At 50.7% G+C, this 18,265-nt stretch carries 10 protein-coding genes, 1 tRNA gene and 3 rRNA genes; 3 read left to right on the top strand and 11 right to left on the bottom strand.

What is annotated here, in order from left to right; genetic code table 11:
- Positions 1-521: 521 nt before the first annotated feature.
- The 11 genes from rrf to rplU all read right to left on the bottom strand — a co-directional run bounded on the left by rrf (position 522) and on the right by rplU (position 15,034).
- Positions 522-635: ribosomal RNA gene (gene rrf / locus DYD62_RS19490) — 5S ribosomal RNA — on the bottom strand.
- Between the two features lie 135 nt (positions 636-770).
- Positions 771-3,661: ribosomal RNA gene (locus DYD62_RS19485) — 23S ribosomal RNA — on the bottom strand.
- Positions 3,662-3,965: 304 nt separating this feature from the next.
- Positions 3,966-5,499 (bottom strand): 16S ribosomal RNA (locus tag DYD62_RS19480).
- Together the 16S, 23S and 5S rRNA genes form the textbook arrangement of a ribosomal RNA operon.
- A 389-nt stretch (positions 5,500-5,888) precedes the next feature.
- The gene (locus DYD62_RS19475; RefSeq protein WP_115229244.1) at positions 5,889-7,061 is read right to left on the bottom strand and encodes a THUMP domain-containing class I SAM-dependent RNA methyltransferase; all 1,173 of its coding nucleotides are present in this window, start codon (positions 7,059-7,061) and stop codon (positions 5,889-5,891) included.
- Positions 7,058-9,880: an ATP-binding protein gene (locus DYD62_RS19470; protein WP_115229241.1), complete on the bottom strand. Its 2,823-nt coding sequence runs from the start codon at positions 9,878-9,880 to the stop codon at positions 7,058-7,060. Before DYD62_RS19470 ends, DYD62_RS19475 begins: the two co-directional genes overlap by 4 nt.
- A gap of 145 nt (positions 9,881-10,025) precedes the next feature.
- Positions 10,026-10,673, bottom strand: coding sequence for a hypothetical protein (locus tag DYD62_RS19465; protein ID WP_115229238.1), 648 nt, complete (start codon positions 10,671-10,673; stop codon positions 10,026-10,028).
- Between the two features lie 209 nt (positions 10,674-10,882).
- Positions 10,883-11,530, bottom strand: a complete 648-nt coding sequence (locus tag DYD62_RS19460; RefSeq protein WP_115229235.1) for a hypothetical protein — start codon at positions 11,528-11,530, stop codon at positions 10,883-10,885.
- 84 nt (positions 11,531-11,614) lie between these two features.
- Positions 11,615-12,886 (bottom strand): hypothetical protein, encoded by a 1,272-nt coding sequence (locus DYD62_RS19455; RefSeq protein WP_115229233.1) that lies wholly within the window; start codon positions 12,884-12,886, stop codon positions 11,615-11,617.
- Between the two features lie 108 nt (positions 12,887-12,994).
- The gene (obgE, locus tag DYD62_RS19450) at positions 12,995-14,209 is read right to left on the bottom strand and encodes a GTPase ObgE (protein ID WP_115229230.1); all 1,215 of its coding nucleotides are present in this window, start codon (positions 14,207-14,209) and stop codon (positions 12,995-12,997) included.
- 198 nt (positions 14,210-14,407) lie between these two features.
- Positions 14,408-14,686, bottom strand: coding sequence for a 50S ribosomal protein L27 (rpmA, locus tag DYD62_RS19445; protein ID WP_099399560.1), 279 nt, complete (start codon positions 14,684-14,686; stop codon positions 14,408-14,410).
- A 36-nt stretch (positions 14,687-14,722) separates the two neighbouring features.
- A complete protein-coding gene (gene rplU, locus DYD62_RS19440) occupies positions 14,723-15,034 on the bottom strand; it encodes a 50S ribosomal protein L21 (protein ID WP_046351465.1) in 312 nt (103 codons plus the stop codon).
- Positions 15,035-15,308: 274 nt separating this feature from the next.
- On the opposite strand from rplU, the gene DYD62_RS19435 reads away from it, so the two are divergent.
- The 3 genes from DYD62_RS19435 (at position 15,309) to DYD62_RS19425 (ending at position 18,215) form a co-directional block, all read left to right on the top strand.
- A complete protein-coding gene (locus DYD62_RS19435) occupies positions 15,309-16,271 on the top strand; it encodes a polyprenyl synthetase family protein (protein ID WP_115229228.1) in 963 nt (320 codons plus the stop codon).
- A gap of 58 nt (positions 16,272-16,329) precedes the next feature.
- A tRNA-Pro gene (locus DYD62_RS19430) sits at positions 16,330-16,406 on the top strand.
- Positions 16,407-16,643: 237 nt separating this feature from the next.
- Positions 16,644-18,215: a methyl-accepting chemotaxis protein gene (locus DYD62_RS19425; RefSeq protein ID WP_115229226.1), complete on the top strand. Its 1,572-nt coding sequence runs from the start codon at positions 16,644-16,646 to the stop codon at positions 18,213-18,215.
- Positions 18,216-18,265 lie beyond the last annotated feature (50 nt).

Below are 18,265 nucleotides of genomic sequence, written 5' to 3'. Positions count from 1 at the left end.
CCGCCGGCCTTTACACCTAGCGAGGCTTGCCAACCTTGGAGCCACGAACACGTCGAAATCAATGGCGTGTTTCAGACTGTCAATCAGCGTCCAAATGTTGCCAGTTTGGCAGTCCGTTTTTTTCCCGTTTTTCGCTATTTAAACCAGAACAAATCATTTCCCGTTTCAAGTATTTCACAGCAATGCGTTGTCCAGTCCAGCAGCGCCAGTAGCTGCACAAACCAGAGTGGTATTGGACGCCGATTAATAAACTGAATGACTAGAGCCCTTAATGTGGCTCAAAGAAACGCTGGAAAAACGGCCAATCTGGCCGAATAGTCGGATTGATGAATTGCTACCGCTACGCGGCCAATTCACATCAGAGCGCCCAACCAGGTTGTCACGCTGGACACATACGGTTTATCGCGTAACCCAACACGCAAACCTCTGGTGCTTATCGTTAAGCTACAGCGCGCATTTCTTCCGCGCAAAGCAAAACCCCCGCCTCTTTCGAGTACGGGGGTCTTGGTACGGCTTAGGGTGTCTGGCAATGACCTACTTTCACACAGGTAATCTGCACTATCATCGGCGCTAAGGTGTTTCACTGTCCTGTTCGGGATGGGAAGGAGTGGGACCACCTCGCTATGGTCGCCAGACTTTAACGGGTTAACTCGTTGCACTTACTACTCTGCAACGCGTTCAGTTCAATAGAAGAAGTAATGTCTTACATTTCAAATCTAGTTTTCTAATCTGGGTAGATTATACCGTCGCACACACGCGCTTCAGGTTATAGGATCAAGCCTTACGGGCAATTAGTATCGGTTAGCTTAACGCATTACTGCGCTTCCACACCCGACCTATCAACGTCCTGGTCTCGAACGACCCTTTAAAAGGCTTAAAGCCTTGGGGAAATCTCATCTTGAGGCGAGTTTCGCGCTTAGATGCTTTCAGCGCTTATCTCTTCCAGATTTAGCTACCCGGCGATGCCACTGGCGTGACAACCGGTACACCAGAGATCTGTCCACTCCGGTCCTCTCGTACTAGGAGCAGCCCCCCTCAAATTTCCAACGCCCACTGCAGATAGGGACCAAACTGTCTCACGACGTTTTGAACCCAGCTCACGTACCACTTTAAATGGCGAACAGCCATACCCTTGGGACCGGCTACAGCCCCAGGATGTGATGAGCCGACATCGAGGTGCCAAACTCCGCCGTCGATGTGAACTCTTGGGCGGAATCAGCCTGTTATCCCCGGAGTACCTTTTATCCGTTGAGCGATGGCCCTTCCATTCAGAACCACCGGATCACTATGTCCTGCTTTCGCACCTGCTCGACTTGTCTGTCTCGCAGTTAAGCCGCCTTATGCCATTACACTATCAGTACGATGTCCGACCGTACCTAGGCGACCTTCGAGCTCCTCCGTTACAATTTGGGAGGAGACCGCCCCAGTCAAACTGCCTACCATGCACGGTCCCCGATCCGGATAACGGACCAAGGTTAGAACCTCAAAGGGGTCAGGGTGGTATTTCAAGGACGACTCCACACAGACTAGCGTCCATGCTTCAATGTCTCCCACCTATCCTACACAAACCACTTCAAAGTCCAATGCAAAGCTACAGTAAAGGTTCACGGGGTCTTTCCGTCTAGCAGCGGGGAGATTGCATCTTCACAAACATTTCAACTTCGCTGAGTCTCAGGAGGAGACAGTAGGGCCATCGTTACGCCATTCGTGCGGGTCGGAACTTACCCGACAAGGAATTTCGCTACCTTAGGACCGTTATAGTTACGGCCGCCGTTTACTGGGACTTCAGTCAAGAGCTTGCACCCCATCATTTAATCTTCCAGCACCGGGCAGGCGTCACACCCTATACGTCGTCTTTCGACTTTGCAGAGTGCTGTGTTTTTGATAAACAGTCGCAGCCCCCATTTCTCTGCGACCCATGTCAGCTCCAGCCGCAAGGGCCTTCACCTAATATGGGCTCACCTTCTCCCGAAGTTACGGTGATAATTTGCCGAGTTCCTTCTCCTGAGTTCTCTCAAGCACCTTAGAATTCTCTTCCTACCCACCTGTGTCGGTTTGCGGTACGGTCAATATAAAGCTGAAGCTTAGAGGCTTTTCTTGGAAGCATAGGATCAATCACTTCAGTCCGAAGACTTCGTCGTCACGTCTCAGCGTTAAAGCAGCCCGGATTTGCCTAAGCCACACGCCTACTCGCTTAAACCCACTATTCCAACAGTGGGCTGACCTACCTTTCTCCGTCCCCCCATCGCACTTTATATCGGTACGGGAATATTAACCCGTTGTCCATCGACTACGCATTTCTGCCTCGCCTTAGGGGCCGACTCACCCTGCGCCGATGAACGTTGCGCAGGAAACCTTGGGTTTTCGGTGTGCGGGCTTTTCACCCGCATTATCGCTACTCATGTCAGCATTCGCACTTCCGATACCTCCAGCATCCTTCTCAAGACACCTTCGCAGGCCTACGGAACGCTCCTCTACCATATGCACATCGTGCATATTCGCGTCTTCGGTTATCAGTTTGAGCCCCGTTACATCTTCCGCGCAGGACGACTCGACCAGTGAGCTATTACGCTTTCTTTAAATGATGGCTGCTTCTAAGCCAACATCCTGGCTGTCTATGCCTTCCCACCTCGTTTTCCACTTAACTGATTATTTGGGACCTTAGACGGCGATCTGGGTTGTTTCCCTCTTGACCATGGACGTTAGCACCCACAGTCTGTCTCCCATGCTCGCACTTGACGGTATTCAGAGTTTGCCATGGTTTGGTAAGTCGCGATGACCCCCTAGCCATAACAGTGCTTTACCCCCGTCAGTGATACATGAGGCACTACCTAAATAGTTTTCGAGGAGAACCAGCTATTTCCAAGTTTGTTTAGCCTTTCACCCCTATCCACAGCTCATCCCCTAATTTTGCAACATTAGTGGGTTCGGACCTCCAGTGCGTGTTACCGCACCTTCATCCTGGCCATGGATAGATCACTTGGTTTCGGGTCTACGCCCAGCAACTATGCGCCCTATTCGGACTCGGTTTCCCTACGCCTCCCCTACTCGGTTAAGCTTGCTACTGAACGTAAGTCGCTGACCCATTATACAAAAGGTACGCAGTCACCCCATTTTGCAAGGGCTCCCACTGTTTGTATGCATCCGGTTTCAGGTTCTATTTCACTCCCCTCCCGGGGTTCTTTTCGCCTTTCCCTCACGGTACTGGTTCACTATCGGTCGATGATGAGTATTTAGCCTTGGAGGATGGTCCCCCCATCTTCAAACAGGATTTCTCGTGTCCCGCCCTACTTGTCGCATGCTTAGTACCAACCAATCTTTTTCGTGTACGGGGCTATCACCCACTGTCGCCAGACTTTCCAGACTGTTCCACTAAAGTTTGATTTATCACATGCAGGCTCTTCCCATTTCGCTCGCCACTACTTTGGGAATCTCGGTTGATTTCTTTTCCTTCGGCTACTTAGATGTTTCAGTTCGCCGAGTTCGCTTCTCATGACCTATGTATTCAGTCATGGATGACCCAAAAGGGCCGGGTTTCCCCATTCGGATATCACGGGATCAATGCTTATTTGCCAGCTCCCCCGTGCTTTTCGCAGGCTAACGCGTCCTTCTTCGCCTATCATCGCCAAGGCATCCACCAGATGCACTTAGTCGCTTGATCCTATAACCTCAAACACGTATCAACAAAGTTAATACAATTCGAAGTATCTGATTTCGCTTTGTTTGCGACATCGATTATTCAGTTCTGACTTCGAACAATCGATTTTGATACAATCTACCCTTATTTATTTCTAAATTTGAGTATTACTTCTTCTATTTTTTTAAAGATCAAGTTACTGTCTTGCTGATTTTAGAAACCAGAATAAATGTGACTTTATTAAATCACATCAATTCTGAATCCTAATCAACAATCCCTAAACCTACAGTCGATGAGTGTGAGTACTCAATCCAAAAGTCTTCTCTTGAAAGGAGGTGATCCAGCCGCAGGTTCCCCTACGGCTACCTTGTTACGACTTCACCCCAGTCATGAATCCCACCGTGGTAAGCGGCCTCCTTACGGTTAGCCTACCTACTTCTGGTGAAACCCATTCCCATGGTGTGACGGGCGGTGTGTACAAGGCCCGGGAACGTATTCACCGCGACATGCTGATCCGCGATTACTAGCGATTCCGACTTCATGGAGTCGAGTTGCAGACTCCAATCCGGACTACGATCGGTTTTATGAGATTAGCTCCACCTCGCGGCTTGGCAACCCTCTGTACCGACCATTGTATGACGTGTGAAGCCCTAGCCATAAGGGCCATGAGGACTTGACGTCATCCCCACCTTCCTCCGGTTTGTCACCGGCAGTCTCCTTAAAGTGCCCAACTAAATGGTAGCAACTAAGGACAAGGGTTGCGCTCGTTGCGGGACTTAACCCAACATCTCACGACACGAGCTGACGACAGCCATGCAGCACCTGTGTTCAAGTTCCTTGCGGCACTCCCCAATCTCTCAGGGATTCTTGACATGTCAAGGCTAGGTAAGGTTTTTCGCGTTGCATCGAATTAATCCACATCATCCACCGCTTGTGCGGGCCCCCGTCAATTCCTTTGAGTTTTAGCCTTGCGGCCGTACTCCCCAGGCGGTCTACTTCACGCGTTAGCTGCGTTACTAAGGAACGAATTCCCCAACAACTAGTAGACATCGTTTAGGGCGTGGACTACCAGGGTATCTAATCCTGTTTGCTCCCCACGCTTTCGTGCATGAGTGTCAGTATTAGCCCAGGGGGTTGCCTTCGCCATCGGTGTTCCTCCGCATCTCTACGCATTTCACTGCTACACGCGGAATTCCACCCCCCTCTGCCATACTCTAGTTGACCAGTTTGCAATGCAATTCCCAGGTTGAGCCCGGGGCTTTCACATCACACTTAATTAACCACCTGCGCACCCTTTACGCCCAGTAATTCCGATTAACGCTTGGACCCTACGTATTACCGCGGCTGCTGGCACGTAGTTAGCCGGTCCTTATTCTTCCGGTACTGTCATCCCCAATGGATATTAGCCACTAGGATTTCCTCCCGAACAAAAGCGCTTTACAACCCGAAGGCCTTCTTCACGCACGCGGCATTGCTGGATCAGGCTTGCGCCCATTGTCCAAGATTCCCCACTGCTGCCTCCCGTAGGAGTCTGGACCGTGTCTCAGTTCCAGTGTGGCGGATCGTCCTCTAAGACCCGCTACAGATCGTTGCCTTGGTGAGCCTTTACCTCACCAACTAGCTAATCTGATATCGGCCGCTCTAATAACGAGAGGTCTTGCGATCCCCCTCTTTCCCCCTCAGGGCGTATGCGGTATTAGCTATCCTTTCGGATAGTTATCCCCCATTACTAGGTACGTTCCGATATATTACTCACCCGTTCGCCACTCGTCAGCGGTGCAAGCACCCTGTTACCGTTCGACTTGCATGTGTAAAGCATGCCGCCAGCGTTCAATCTGAGCCAGGATCAAACTCTTTAGTTTAATCGCTAAGCTAGTACTTACTGGCTTACTTTATTCAGAGCAACCATCGCTGGTTACTCCTTACTCATGTAAGCACTTGTTTCGCTTCCGAATCAAGCACTCACACTCATCGACTGTATTTTTTTAAAGATCGTTTCGCTACTGCTCGAACACCGTGTTGCTGTGTGTGCTGCAGCGAGAGGCCGAACTATACCGGCGGGACCCTATTCGGTCAATACCTTCGTAGCGATAAAGTGCATAAAATAAGGTAAACGGTTGATTTCAAAGCAATCGCACTGATAGCCATTTTTAGCAAATGACTTTTTAATTAATTATGCACTCACTCAAAATCATGCTAAACAAAGCAAACAAGCCGCTTTCAGAAGCGGCTTGTTTCAATTTTCAGTAATTTACTCGTCTGAACCTGCGGGCTTTCTGCGCATTCCACCGGCAACCATCTTGTATTCAAACAAACGACACTCTAAGCCACCGTTATAGAGTGGTGTGCGTTTAGATGCTTTAAGGCCCATATGCTTGGTGATATCCATATCGGCAGTCAGGAAATAAGCTCTCCAACCTGAGAAGCGCTTTTTCAAGGCATCGCCCCACTGAGGATAAAGCTCAGCCAGTTTTTCTTTCTCATCCAGCCGCACACCATACGGCGGGTTGGAAAGCCAGACACCGGCCATATCTACCGGCGGCTTAGCATCCATCGCGTTCAGTTGTTTTAAATGAATGGTGTCGTCAAAGCGGGCGTAATCCAAATTAGCCTGGGCATGCGCAATAGCAGCCGCCGAAACATCGCTACCATAGATAGGGAAAATTTCTTTGGTTTCAGCCGCACGCGCAGCAGCAACCTGCTCTTGCCACATGTCTTCGCTATGCAAACGCATTTTCTGGAAGGCAAATTCGCGACGCGCACCTGGTGCAATTTTTCGTGCAATCATGGCAGCTTCAATTAAGAAGGTAGCCGAACCACACATTGGATCGTACAGCGCTTCGGCCGGCGTCCAGCCAATCAAACGCAAAATCCCTGCAGCGAGATTTTCGCGCATCGGCGCGTCCCCAGTTTCGATACGGTAGCCACGCTTAAACAGCGCGTCGCCTGAGGTATCTAAATAAAGGGTGGCATTGCGATCAGTAAGATAAAGCTGGATACGCATATCTGGCTCAGCGGTATCCACACTTGGGCGCTTGCCCCCTTTCAGACGGAAGCGATCGCAAATACCGTCTTTAATTCGCAGCGCCACAAATTCTGGGCTGCGAATCTGCGGTACGCGGTAAGCCGTAACGCCTACCTTAATGGTGCAATCCACTGAAAACATTTCGGCCCAATCTAAATCACGCGCCATGGCGTAAAGATCGTCTTCTGTTTTCCAGCTTTTTTCTGCCACGCGCCAAAGAATACGGCTGGCAATACGGGATTGCAGATTGGCTTCGTACATCAGCACCCAAGAACCAGCGAAACCTACCCCGCCATCGGTTGCTTTAATCTGATCAGCGCCGAGTGCTTCTAATTCAGCAACGAGCGGCCCTTCAAGACCTCGTGGGCAGGGGGCGAAAAAATGGAATACTTGTTTCATACAATCAACTCTTGTTGTGCTGTTTCAACCCGGCGACGAGTCTGAAGAATAAGCGGTGCCCAAGTATCCCCTGGGCGCTTTTTGCGTGTGGTCAGCGTCAAATCAGATGGCGCGTAAACATTGGTATTGTGCGTGAGTGGCGTGGTAATTAAATACTGCGCCTGAGTGGCCTTTAAGAATGCGCCAACGCGATCAATATTAAAGATATCCAAGTGAGCGAACGGCTCGTCAATAAACACAAAGCCCGATGGATTGGCGTCATCCATCATCAAGCCAATCAGCAGAATCAAAGATTTCATTACCTGCTGGCCACCCGACGCTTCACCGTCGTTCATGCCCATCATGCCTTTCTGGTCAAAATTGAAACGCGCCGCCAAGCCCGCTTGCGCCAGCACCGCATCATCGTTATCCAGATGCGGCATTTCGGCTTCTACATCAATCCCTGCCAGCTCGCCCAGACGGGCAATATTGCGGCAGTAAGCACGCACCGTGGCACGTAGCTTATTAATATAGGCGGCACGGGCTTCATGCGTCAGCTCGCCAGTACGCTGCACTTCTTTGTAATGCACTTCGGCATCACGCTGCACCGCATCGTAATCATTTTGCAGTTTATCGCGGCGGGCCAGAATCGTTTCATCAGTTTCCCAAGACCCATTAGCCAGCTGCTGGCGTTGGCGCTCTAGCAAATGCTGCACTTCACGCACGCTGCCAAATTGCTCACGCACTGCATTCAACGCAGATACATCGCTTAAATGATCCTGCATACTGGTTTTTAGCTCGCGCAGCTGGCGCAATTGCTTGTGGATTTCCAACTGCTGACGCTGCGCCTGATCTTGCTGATAATTCACTTGCCCAGCCAGACGCTCGCGCTGATCTTTGCTGCGCTCAAAACCCACGCGCAATTCTTCACGCGCATCCCGTGCGGCTTCCCAAGCAGCCTGCGCTGCGGCCAGCTCGGCACCCAAGGTTTGCACCGACTCCTGCTCTCCTGGGAAACGTGCTGCGGCAGCGGCAAATTCTTCCTGACGCGCCGCCAGCTGTACCACCGCCTGCATACCCATCAATTGCTCGGTATGCGCGCTAATATCGCGGCTTAAATCTACATCACGCGCTTCTGCATCTAAAATTTGATGATTCAATACTTTTAAGCGGCTCAGCGCATCGCCTAAGCGTGATTGTCTTGCGGCCTCACCAAAGGCAAAATCACTTGGGCGTACGCTAATATCGCGGCCACCACGGCGCTCTTTGTGATAACCCTCTTTGGTGATCCAGTCGCCATCGACCTTACCACCCGCTTCAACCGTAACAACACGCTGAGTGCGGTTAAGCAATTGCACGACCCAGCTTGGCGCATCGCCATTGAAATCCACCACTTCCAGCACCGAGCCTTTATTGGCGCGCGGCACAGGCTCACTATCAGGCACAATAAAGTGGCGGTAGCGTAAGCGCTGGGCAATTTCCCATGCGCGGTTTCGATCACTGGCCCGCTTAAGCAAAACGATGTGACGATAAGGAGCCAGCAAGGCTTCCACTGCCTGCTGCCAGCTCGCATCGGTGACTTCAACAATTTCAGTTAACACCTGATGCGGAATCGCCGCCTCATCCAAGGCAGAGCGCATGTTCCGGGTAAAATCTGGCGATGGCGCTCTACCCGCTTGCAGAGTATTTTGCATATCGGCCAGCTGCTGGCGCTCTTCTTTGGCGGTACGCAACCACTGTCTTAAGCTGGCAAGCTGTTCTTTTAAGGCCAGTAAGCGGTCGTTAATACTGACCGCATCACGGCCATGTTCTGACTCGGCCAGCTCACGTAGCCGCACCTCTTCTTTCAGTAGTTTTTCTGTATCACGGGCTGCATCACGCACCTGTTGAAACAGAGCAAAGTGATTATCGTAAGCCTGCTTGGCTTCACGCTCGCCCACCATGGCGGCTTCGCGGCGTTGATCAAACTCCGAATACGCCAGATTTAATTCATCCAACTCCTGCTTCTTGGCCCGCAAATTGGTTTTAGCCAAGCGAAACTGAGTCAAGCCTGCCAACAAACCATCCCACTGCTCAAGGTATTTAAGGCCTGGCACCACATCTTTTTCTAGGCGAACCACATCGCGTTGCAATGCCTGCCATTCCAAAAAGCTATTAGAGCGCAGCTTCATCCGCTCCACATCAAGCCCAATCTGTGCCATCTGTTGCTCGACTTTTCCCAGCTCACCTTCAGTTTCTTTGAGGCGCAGCTTGGCATCCTGATAGTTATCCAGCACTTGCTTATCGCCAAATACCTGGAAAACCAAATCAAGCAAAGCTTTTGGGCTGTACTCACACAGCTTATCGGTGTCGCCCTGCTCGAGCGCCAATACTTCAGCAATCGCAGCAGTCAAGCCTGCCGATTCAAGACGGCGCTTGTATTCATTCACCCCCAGCCATTGCAAGCCGCTTTCCGTTTCTGGCGTTAGCTCAACCACACCTTCGGCAATGGCGTAATGACGCACCCAATCGCCACCTTGTTTTTTTACGCGACAAAACAGCGTGACTTCAGGGCTGGTAATGGGGAAAAACAAATAGGGGAACAAGCCGCCTTCGCCACGACGCGGGTTGGAGACCACTCCACGCAGCCAAGCAAAGTTTTCTTTATTATTACGAACATAGCGCTTGTAATCGCGGCGGCCCGAGCAGCGCAGAGCCAGCAGGGTGCGCAGCGCATCCAGCATCGTCGTTTTGCCTGAGCCATTTGGCCCAACAATAGTCACAATCTGGGCATCCAGCGGCACGCGAATCGCACGCCAGAAATCCCAATGGACCATTTCAATTTCACGAATCTGAAACATTAATTTTTAACCTATGTCCCGATAAAGCTGTAGCACAGCTTATCTGCTTACTGACTATTCTGACGCAACCCCAAAACGGCTGAGGGCTCTTGGCTCGATACGCTCACCCATCTGCCGCACAATCCCAATAAGCCCGAAGACAACATCAATCTTCAATCGGTGTTTCAACCGCAACCGCATCAATCTTCAGCAAATCAGCCAAAGCACCATTAATAATCCGAGGAGCCAAGCGTGCGTAATCGATCATCAGATCAAGCAGCGGCCCTTCAAAGACCATTTTATTGCGGCGATTAATAAAACCAAGTTTGGCAAGCTGGCTTAAATTCATAGAGAAACGCGCCTTACCGCCGAGCTTTTTACCAAAATCAGCATAAATCGCTTCTTCAGGAATCCCCGGAGCCACCTCATCACCAAACTCGATCGGCGATGCTTCGCCAAACATATCATCAGGATCCGATGCAGACAGGGCAATCTGGCGCTGGCGTTTTGGCAGAATAATTAAGGCCCAGACCACGATCAAAAGGGCAATCGCATCCCTTGGCATGCCCATATTATTAGACAACCAATTTTCGCCCTCACCGAACACCCAGTCTTCCATTTCGGTAGCAAGGCCAACGGCGATGTATTCTGCGTAGGGATTTTCTAAGAGGCGCAGGCCACAGCCGGCCAGCCGGTGATCCAGCGATTCACGGAACGCTTCGTCAATCAAAGCGCGCCGCGCTAAAGGATCTTTGCGCGGTAAAAAACGATGCGCCAAGAGGCGCGCGACCAAAATATTAAGAGCTTGATCCATGTACACCCATACAGATATGAAACGCCAAAATTAAACGAATAACTCAAGCAAATAGCGAAACTTAACCAAAACCTTGGCATGCCGCACAGATTATGGCGGCATACTACACAAATAGATAAGGCCAAATTTACCGAAAAGATGCAGAAAAGCCAGCCCGGAGGGCTCAACCCCATGCAGCCATGGTCAGGCACAGCAGGCTGCAGTGCCCGCTAAGCTAATAAATCAGCCAAATGATGAGGCTTGCCCAACATGGCCTTGGCCAGCTCTTCACAGAGCGCAGGCGTGCATTGTGCAGCATCTAATAAATGCTGATCTTCGCCTAAATTGGCCAGATTACGAATATTTAAACGAATTTTCCCGGAGTCATATACCGCGTCAAAGCGAAAGCGCGTTGGCACCAAAGGGGCTATCGTCATTGCCGAGCGGATAAATTTACCATCCGGCGCAGCCTGAATTTTTTCTTCCAGCTTACATCCGTACTGCCACATCTGCTCTTTCAAGTGTTTAGCGGCACTTTGCGATGAACAGACTGTACGTAAAGGCTCCCGACCCTGCCACTCAACAATAAACTCAACGTAATCAGGGTGTTCTCCACCCTCCAGCGATTTATTACGCGAATTCGCCGCAGCCAGCGTCATATTCATCTGCGTAAACTCACCCACACCCCATACCCGGTAGGTATGCGGGCTGGCCGGCTTTACCACCTTAAGTTGATTAGCCAGCTCGTAAAAATAAGCAAGGACTGCACGCATTGCGCTATCGATCAGGCCCATATTGGCAAGATAAACACGTCTTTGCTCTGCACTATCTGTTTCTACTGACGCGGCCTGCTGCTTCAGATCATCCAAAAGACCCATTATGCACTCCACAACGATTTGACTAGACCCAAGCCTACCTTATTAATACTGTCCAATACAGAAAGCAATACGCGCTTATTTGAACTATTTTATGTCAACAGGACGTAACCGACCGCGGCTAATTGCAGCGACCTCAAGGTGTTCCAACAACTCCACCCCTTCCTCTGCCTCTAGGAATAAAGGCAGGCGAACTAAATCTGCCACCACACTTTGTTCTAGTGCAGCATCGGCATCACCAAGCAAAGAAAGCAAAGATAAGCGATAAGCTGTGACATTGTAAGTATCGGCGACCACCTGCTCAAACAGCTCGGCCGTGCCGCCACGGGCAGCCAAAGCCCCCAGCTCTTCAAACAGTGCTTCTGCATCCAAGAGACGCTCTACTTCCATCGCCTCAACATCTTCTGCCACCTCGCTTGACGGCAGGGCACTCTCGATATACTCAAGCCGCTCACGACTCACTAACTCGTATTCAGAAATATCTAACAACTCATCCGCAGTCACAAACACAGGCTCTGGATGGAAAATCAATAAATCCCGCCCCAAATTAGCCAATTCATCCTGATCAAGGCGCCGCAGCCAATCGGCCACATTAGTGGATGTCAGCCCGGATTCGCCCAGATGCACGCGCTGCGCGGCCAGCTCGCTTAAACGACGCTGAAATACGCTGGTTAAACGCAACATACGGCTTTGCGCGGTAGCAATGGCCTGCGCCTGATTCAGTGTCAGCAGATCCAGCGTGTCATCATCCAAAATGGCATGCATGACCTCGGTACCTTTCTCTACCCACTTCCAAACACTTTCTAGCTTAGATTGCGCTTTGCGAATTTGGAACTCAGATTGCGATTCAAGCGCTTCTTCAAAATCGCGGTATAGCTCGTTCAAGCGAGCCAAAAGGTGCTGCAATGCTTCATGCGCCACCCGCCCAACTGACTGCCCCGCCGCTACTTGCGCGGTTAAATAACCCAGCTCGGCATCGCCATCAGAAAACTGTACCAGTGTGCCAATTGAGGCCAGCGCAATACGGCCCGGCTCTGATAATGAATAAAGCTGCTCATCCGAATCCCAGACCAAAAGTCCGTTATCACGGATCCGCTTTAGAACGGTTTCAAGCTTTACGGGGTTGATATAGGCAAAGTGTGCTTGCAAATCTTGCGGCGTCCAGCGCGGAGCCTGTGCACGCGCACCAATTTCACGCAGCACCAAGAGGCGCACCATGACTTCTTCCTCACCGCCTCGAAAGAGCGTGATAAAAGCGTCTAAATAGGGGCGAGCGCGGATCAACCCTGCCAATGGCGGCAGATCAAGTGGCACAAAGCCAGGCTGAAAAAATTCTAAGAGAGCGGAGTCGTTCTGCATGTGACCGGCAGATGAGTACTAAAAGGGAAAGGAGCTTAACGCGTACACCCAGCAAGTACCAGCCCGAACATTTCACGTTCAGGCTGCACCTTGCTAGGCATTCGCTAATTACGCGCTGGCGCTATCGTCTGAAGCCAGTAAATCTGCCTGTGTAGCGGCTACTTTAGCTGCTTCTTTTGCAGCATTTGCTTCTGCTTTTGCAACAGCTGCAGCTTCGCGGGCAATTTCTAATTGTTCGGCACGAATCTTATCTTCATTACGCGCATAGATACGAGCAGCTTCCAGGTAATCCATGATTGCGTACGTTAAATCACGACAACCTTCACCCGTTAAACCAGAAATAGTAAACAGGCGCGGCTGCATCGGATCAAACGCTTCATAAGCATCATGCACACCCGCTTCCCAGCCATAGGCTTTTAAGAAGTTGGCTACACGCTCGGCCCGCTCGTCTTCTGGAATCATATCCAGCTTATTGAGCACCAACCAGCGCGGCTTTTTATGCAGCTCTTCATCGTATTTACGCAGCTCTTCAACAATGGCGCAGGCTTCAGCCACCGGATCGGTTGACTCATCAAAGGGAGCCAGATCAACGATGTGCAGCAAAATACCGGTACGCTGCAAGTGCTTCAGAAAGCGATGCCCCAGACCTGCACCTTCAGCCGCGCCTTCGATCAGACCAGGAATATCAGCCACAACAAAGCTGCGATTATCATCGATACGTACCACGCCCAGATTTGGGAATAAAGTGGTAAACGGATAATCAGCCACCTTAGGTTTAGCAGCTGAAACAGCGCGAATAAAGGTTGATTTACCGGCATTTGGCATGCCCAGCAAACCAATATCAGCCAGTACCTTAAGCTCTAAACGCAGCTCACGGCGCTCGCCCTCTTCCGCTGGTGCGGTTTGGCGTGGAGCGCGGTTTACAGACGATTTAAAGTGCAAATTGCCCAAACCGCCCTTGCCACCCTTAGCGATCACAACGCGCTGGCCGCTTTCGGTTAAGTCTGCAATCAGCTCACCAGATTCGGCATCCACAATTGATGTACCCACTGGCATGCGCAATTCAACATCATCGCCGCCCTTACCGTAACAATCCGCACCACGGCCATTTTCACCATCGCGTGCTTTATATTTTTTTACAAAACGATAATCAACCAATGTATTGATGTCTTCATCCGCAACCGCCCAAACGCTACCACCTCGGCCACCATCGCCGCCATCCGGACCACCACGGGGAATAAATTTCTCACGGCGCATACTTGCAGAGCCACTACCACCCTTGCCGGCAATGGCTTCAATTCTTGCTTCATCAATAAATTTCATGCGTAGAGCTCCAGCAAAATACTTTAGAAGACTGCCCGCGTGTTTTGGGCGAGGCACTGTTGCTTGTTATTTTTAAAGCATAAAAACGAGACAAATGCCGTGCAAAAATAATAAGCAACAGAACCAAAACTTCCGATAGAAAAAAAGCCCCATCCATGATGGACAGGGCTTTAAAATATACCACTATCGCTTAATAAATTAAGCAGCTACTTCTTCACCAACGTAAGGCAGAATGGTAACAGTGCGACGCTTCAGAGCGCCTTTAATTGCGTACTGTACATAACCATCTTTCAGCGCAAACAAGGTGTGATCCTTACCAACGCCAACGTTATCGCCTGGGTGGAATTCTGTACCGCGCTGACGCACGATAATAGAACCAGCAGGAATTAATTCGCCGCCGTAAACCTTAATACCAAGTCGTTTTGAATGTGAGTCGCGGCCGTTACGTGAACTACCGCCAGCTTTCTTGTGTGCCATGTTGCAACACTCCTACTGAATTACGAAAAGGCGGAATTACTTAACGATCGCGTCGATACGCAATTCAGTGTAATTCTGACGATGGCCTTGATGGCGCTGATAATGCTTACGACGACGCATTTTAAAAATGGTCACCTTGTCGCCACGACCGTGTGTTACCACGGTTGCGGAGATAGATGCACCAGCTACCAGTGGGGCACCAATCACCACTGCTTCACCGTCTGCCACCATCAATACTTCATTCAGTACGATCTGGCTGTCGATGTCTGCAGTAATCTGTTCTACTTTAAGTTTTTGGCCGACGACAACTTTATACTGCTTGCCCCCGGTTTTTACGACTGCATACATAACAAGCTCCATTGGAGAGTTTGGGTCTTGCGCTTTACTACCTGTCACGCCCTCTATTATTAAATAGCGCGAGCAGCAAAACGTCTTCCCGAATCGGGAAACGCGCGATGCTACGCTGAAGGACCAATCAAGTCAAGCACTTACGCAGCACCGACATCTGTATCCTTGGGGAATCGCGGCAAACTCCTATACCCAAGACAGAGCGGAGTGTCGAAGTTTCTGCTAACATGCGCGATTAATTCATGCACGAGCAGTACGGGGCACAAGCGTGGCAATGGAGTTCGTAAAATCAGTTATTGGCGAAGAAATGCAGGCGGTGGACCAAGTTGTCCGCGATCGCCTCTATTCTGACGTCATTCTAGTGCGGCAAGTCGCCGAATATATTGTGAACTCGGGCGGTAAACGCCTGCGTCCGATGATGGTGCTCTTGTCTGCAAAAGCCTTGGGCTATGAAGGCACCCATCACCGCGAGCTGGCTGGCGTGATCGAGTTTATTCATACCTCGACGCTGCTGCATGACGATGTGGTCGATGAATCCGATCTGCGCCGAGGCCGTGACACAGCCAATGTGCTGTTTGGCAACGCCGCATCGGTTTTGGTGGGCGACTTCTTATACTCGCGCGCGTTTCAGATGATGGTGAGCTGTGGTTCGCTGCGAATTATGCAAGTGCTGGCCGATACCACTAATATTATTGCTGAAGGCGAAGTACTGCAGCTGATGAATATTGGCAATGTCGATATCGATGAAGCCGCTTATTTAAAAGTAATTCGCTACAAAACAGCTAAATTATTTGAAGCCGCAGCACGCCTTGGCGCCATTCTTGCCGAAAGCAATCCTGATACGGAAGATCGTATGGCGCGCTTTGGTATGCATTTAGGTACCGCCTTCCAGATTATTGACGATGTATTGGATTACTCTGGCAAAACCAGTGAAATCGGCAAAACGCTGGGCGATGATCTGGCTGAAGGCAAAGCGACTTTGCCGCTGATTCATGTGATGAGCCACGGCACGCCAGAAGCCGCCCATATTGTCCGCACCGCATTGCAACACGCTAACCGTGATGAGCTGCCTGCCGTACTGACTGCTGTGCAAGCCAGCGGTTCATTAGAATATGCGCGTGCTGTTGCGGCAAAAGAAGCGCAACTGGCTAAAGACTGCCTCGAAGGACTTACGCTAAACCCTTATTTGCAATCACTTCTTTTACTGGCCGATATATCAATTAACAGAAACAGTTGACAAGCGGTACGGCGTCAGTAATAATGCGCACCTCTTCGCAGTAATGCAAAAGAGATTTCGGGGCGTAGCGCAGCCCGGTAGCGCATCTGCTTTGGGAGCAGAGGGTCGTGAGTTCGAATCCCACCGCCCCGACCAAATATTAAAACCTCAGGACTTCGGTCTTGAGGTTTTTTATTGCCTGTCATTTCTCCATCTTGCCCCCGCACATAATTCCCCTTAAGCAGACTAGGGCTTATATCAGTAGTCAGGTAATACAATTAAGTAGTAATCTCTAATATTCGTTTATCATCCTGCCAAACTGCATAAACATCGCCATGCCTGCAACACGCAAGCATAGCAACCCATGCCTGTCATCCCCTATTGGATTTCGTAATGCGCCGCAATTTACCCATCACCGAACACGAAGTCAGCGTTGATCCCCGCCGCCCCATCGTCAGCAAGACAGATTTAAAGGGCCAAATAAGCTATGCCAATTCATCATTTAAAGAAGTGGCAGGCTTTAGTGGGCAAGAGATCATTGGCGAGCCACACAATATTGTTCGTCACCCCTTTATGCCCAGCAGTGCCTTCGACGATATGTGGCAAACCTTAAAAAAAGATTTACCTTGGCGCGGCATTGTTAAAAACCGCTGCAAAAATGGCGATCATTACTGGGTAGAAGCCTTTGTCACGCCGATTCGCGAAAACGGCAGAAAAATTGGCTATATGTCGGTACGCAACACGCCCAGCAGAGCGCAAATCTCTGCGGCAGAAGCGCTTTACAGCAAAGTGAACGCAGGCCAAGCCAAACTGCCCGCCACACAATGGCAACAGCAAAGCTCAATGAAGCAAAGAATCTGGCTGGTACTGGCTGCAGTGGCGCTTCCTGCGCTGGCCTCCCCTTTTGCCATGCCCCTGCTTGCCATATCTGCTATTGCAGCCATTGCTGGTGGCTGGTATTTAAGCCAGTCGATGACCCGCCCTATTCAGCAAATCGAGTACGCATTTTCACAACTCAGTGAAGGCAATTTTCGCTTTGATGTCGATGCCAAAGCCCCTGAGGAGTTCAGCCATTTACTCATTGCTCTGGAATCAATGCGGATTAATTTACGCGCCATTATTGCCGACGTAGTACTTGCAGGGAGCCGCGTGGACGAGCGTGCAAAGGGCGTTGCTAAAAGTGCTGAAGAATTACTCAACCGCAGCAGAGAGCAATCAGACGGCGTAGGCACCGTTGCCGCTGCCTTAGAAGAAATGGCAGCCAGCGTAGGTGAAATCAGCCTTGCTACACGCCTAAGTGCAGACCACGCAGCCAAAGCCAATGAGCTTGCAACGCGTGGTGCGATCGAAATGGGTGCGGCACAGCAGGCCACACAAGAAGTAGTTAACGTGGTTGACCAGGCTCGCGTAACCCTTGGATTACTCTCCGATGCGGTACGAGAAATCAGCGTGGTGACGCAAACCATTCGTGAAATTGCCGACCAGACCAATCTGCTTGCGCTTAACGCCGCAATCGAAGCCGCCAGAGCAGGCGAAACCGGCCGTGGCTTTGCCGTAGTGGCCGATGAAGTACGTAAGCTGGCCGAGCGCACCAGCGCCAGCACCATCAGTATTGCCAGCACCATCAGCAGCGTCGAAGCCCGCACCAGCGAAGCGCTTGCCACCATGCGTGAGGCAGTCGCTTCGGTAAACCACGGCACAGCACAAATTGATGCCTGCACGGTGACGCTGAGTGAGATTGCTGCCGCCAGCAATGGTGTAGACCAATCATCCCGCCATGTGGCAGGAATGCTGGATCAGCAATCATCGGCCTCTGAAGAAGTGGCGCAGACCATGGAAAAAATGAACGCACTGACCGAGCAAAATGTCAGCCGGATTGCAGATGTAGGGCAAACCGCATCACAGCTCACAGAAATTGCCAGCGAGCTGCATCAGTTGGTACAGCAATTTGAAAAATCACTGTAAATATCACAGCAAGAAAAAAGAGGGACGCTGAATGCGCCCCTCTTTTTTTG

Origin of the sequence: Iodobacter fluviatilis (assembly GCF_900451195.1) — a bacterium.
Classification (GTDB): Bacteria; Pseudomonadota; Gammaproteobacteria; order Burkholderiales; family Chitinibacteraceae; genus Iodobacter; species Iodobacter fluviatilis.
The sequence above is the reverse complement of the archived record's forward strand: the minus strand, read 5'-3'. Positions and strand labels throughout refer to the sequence as shown.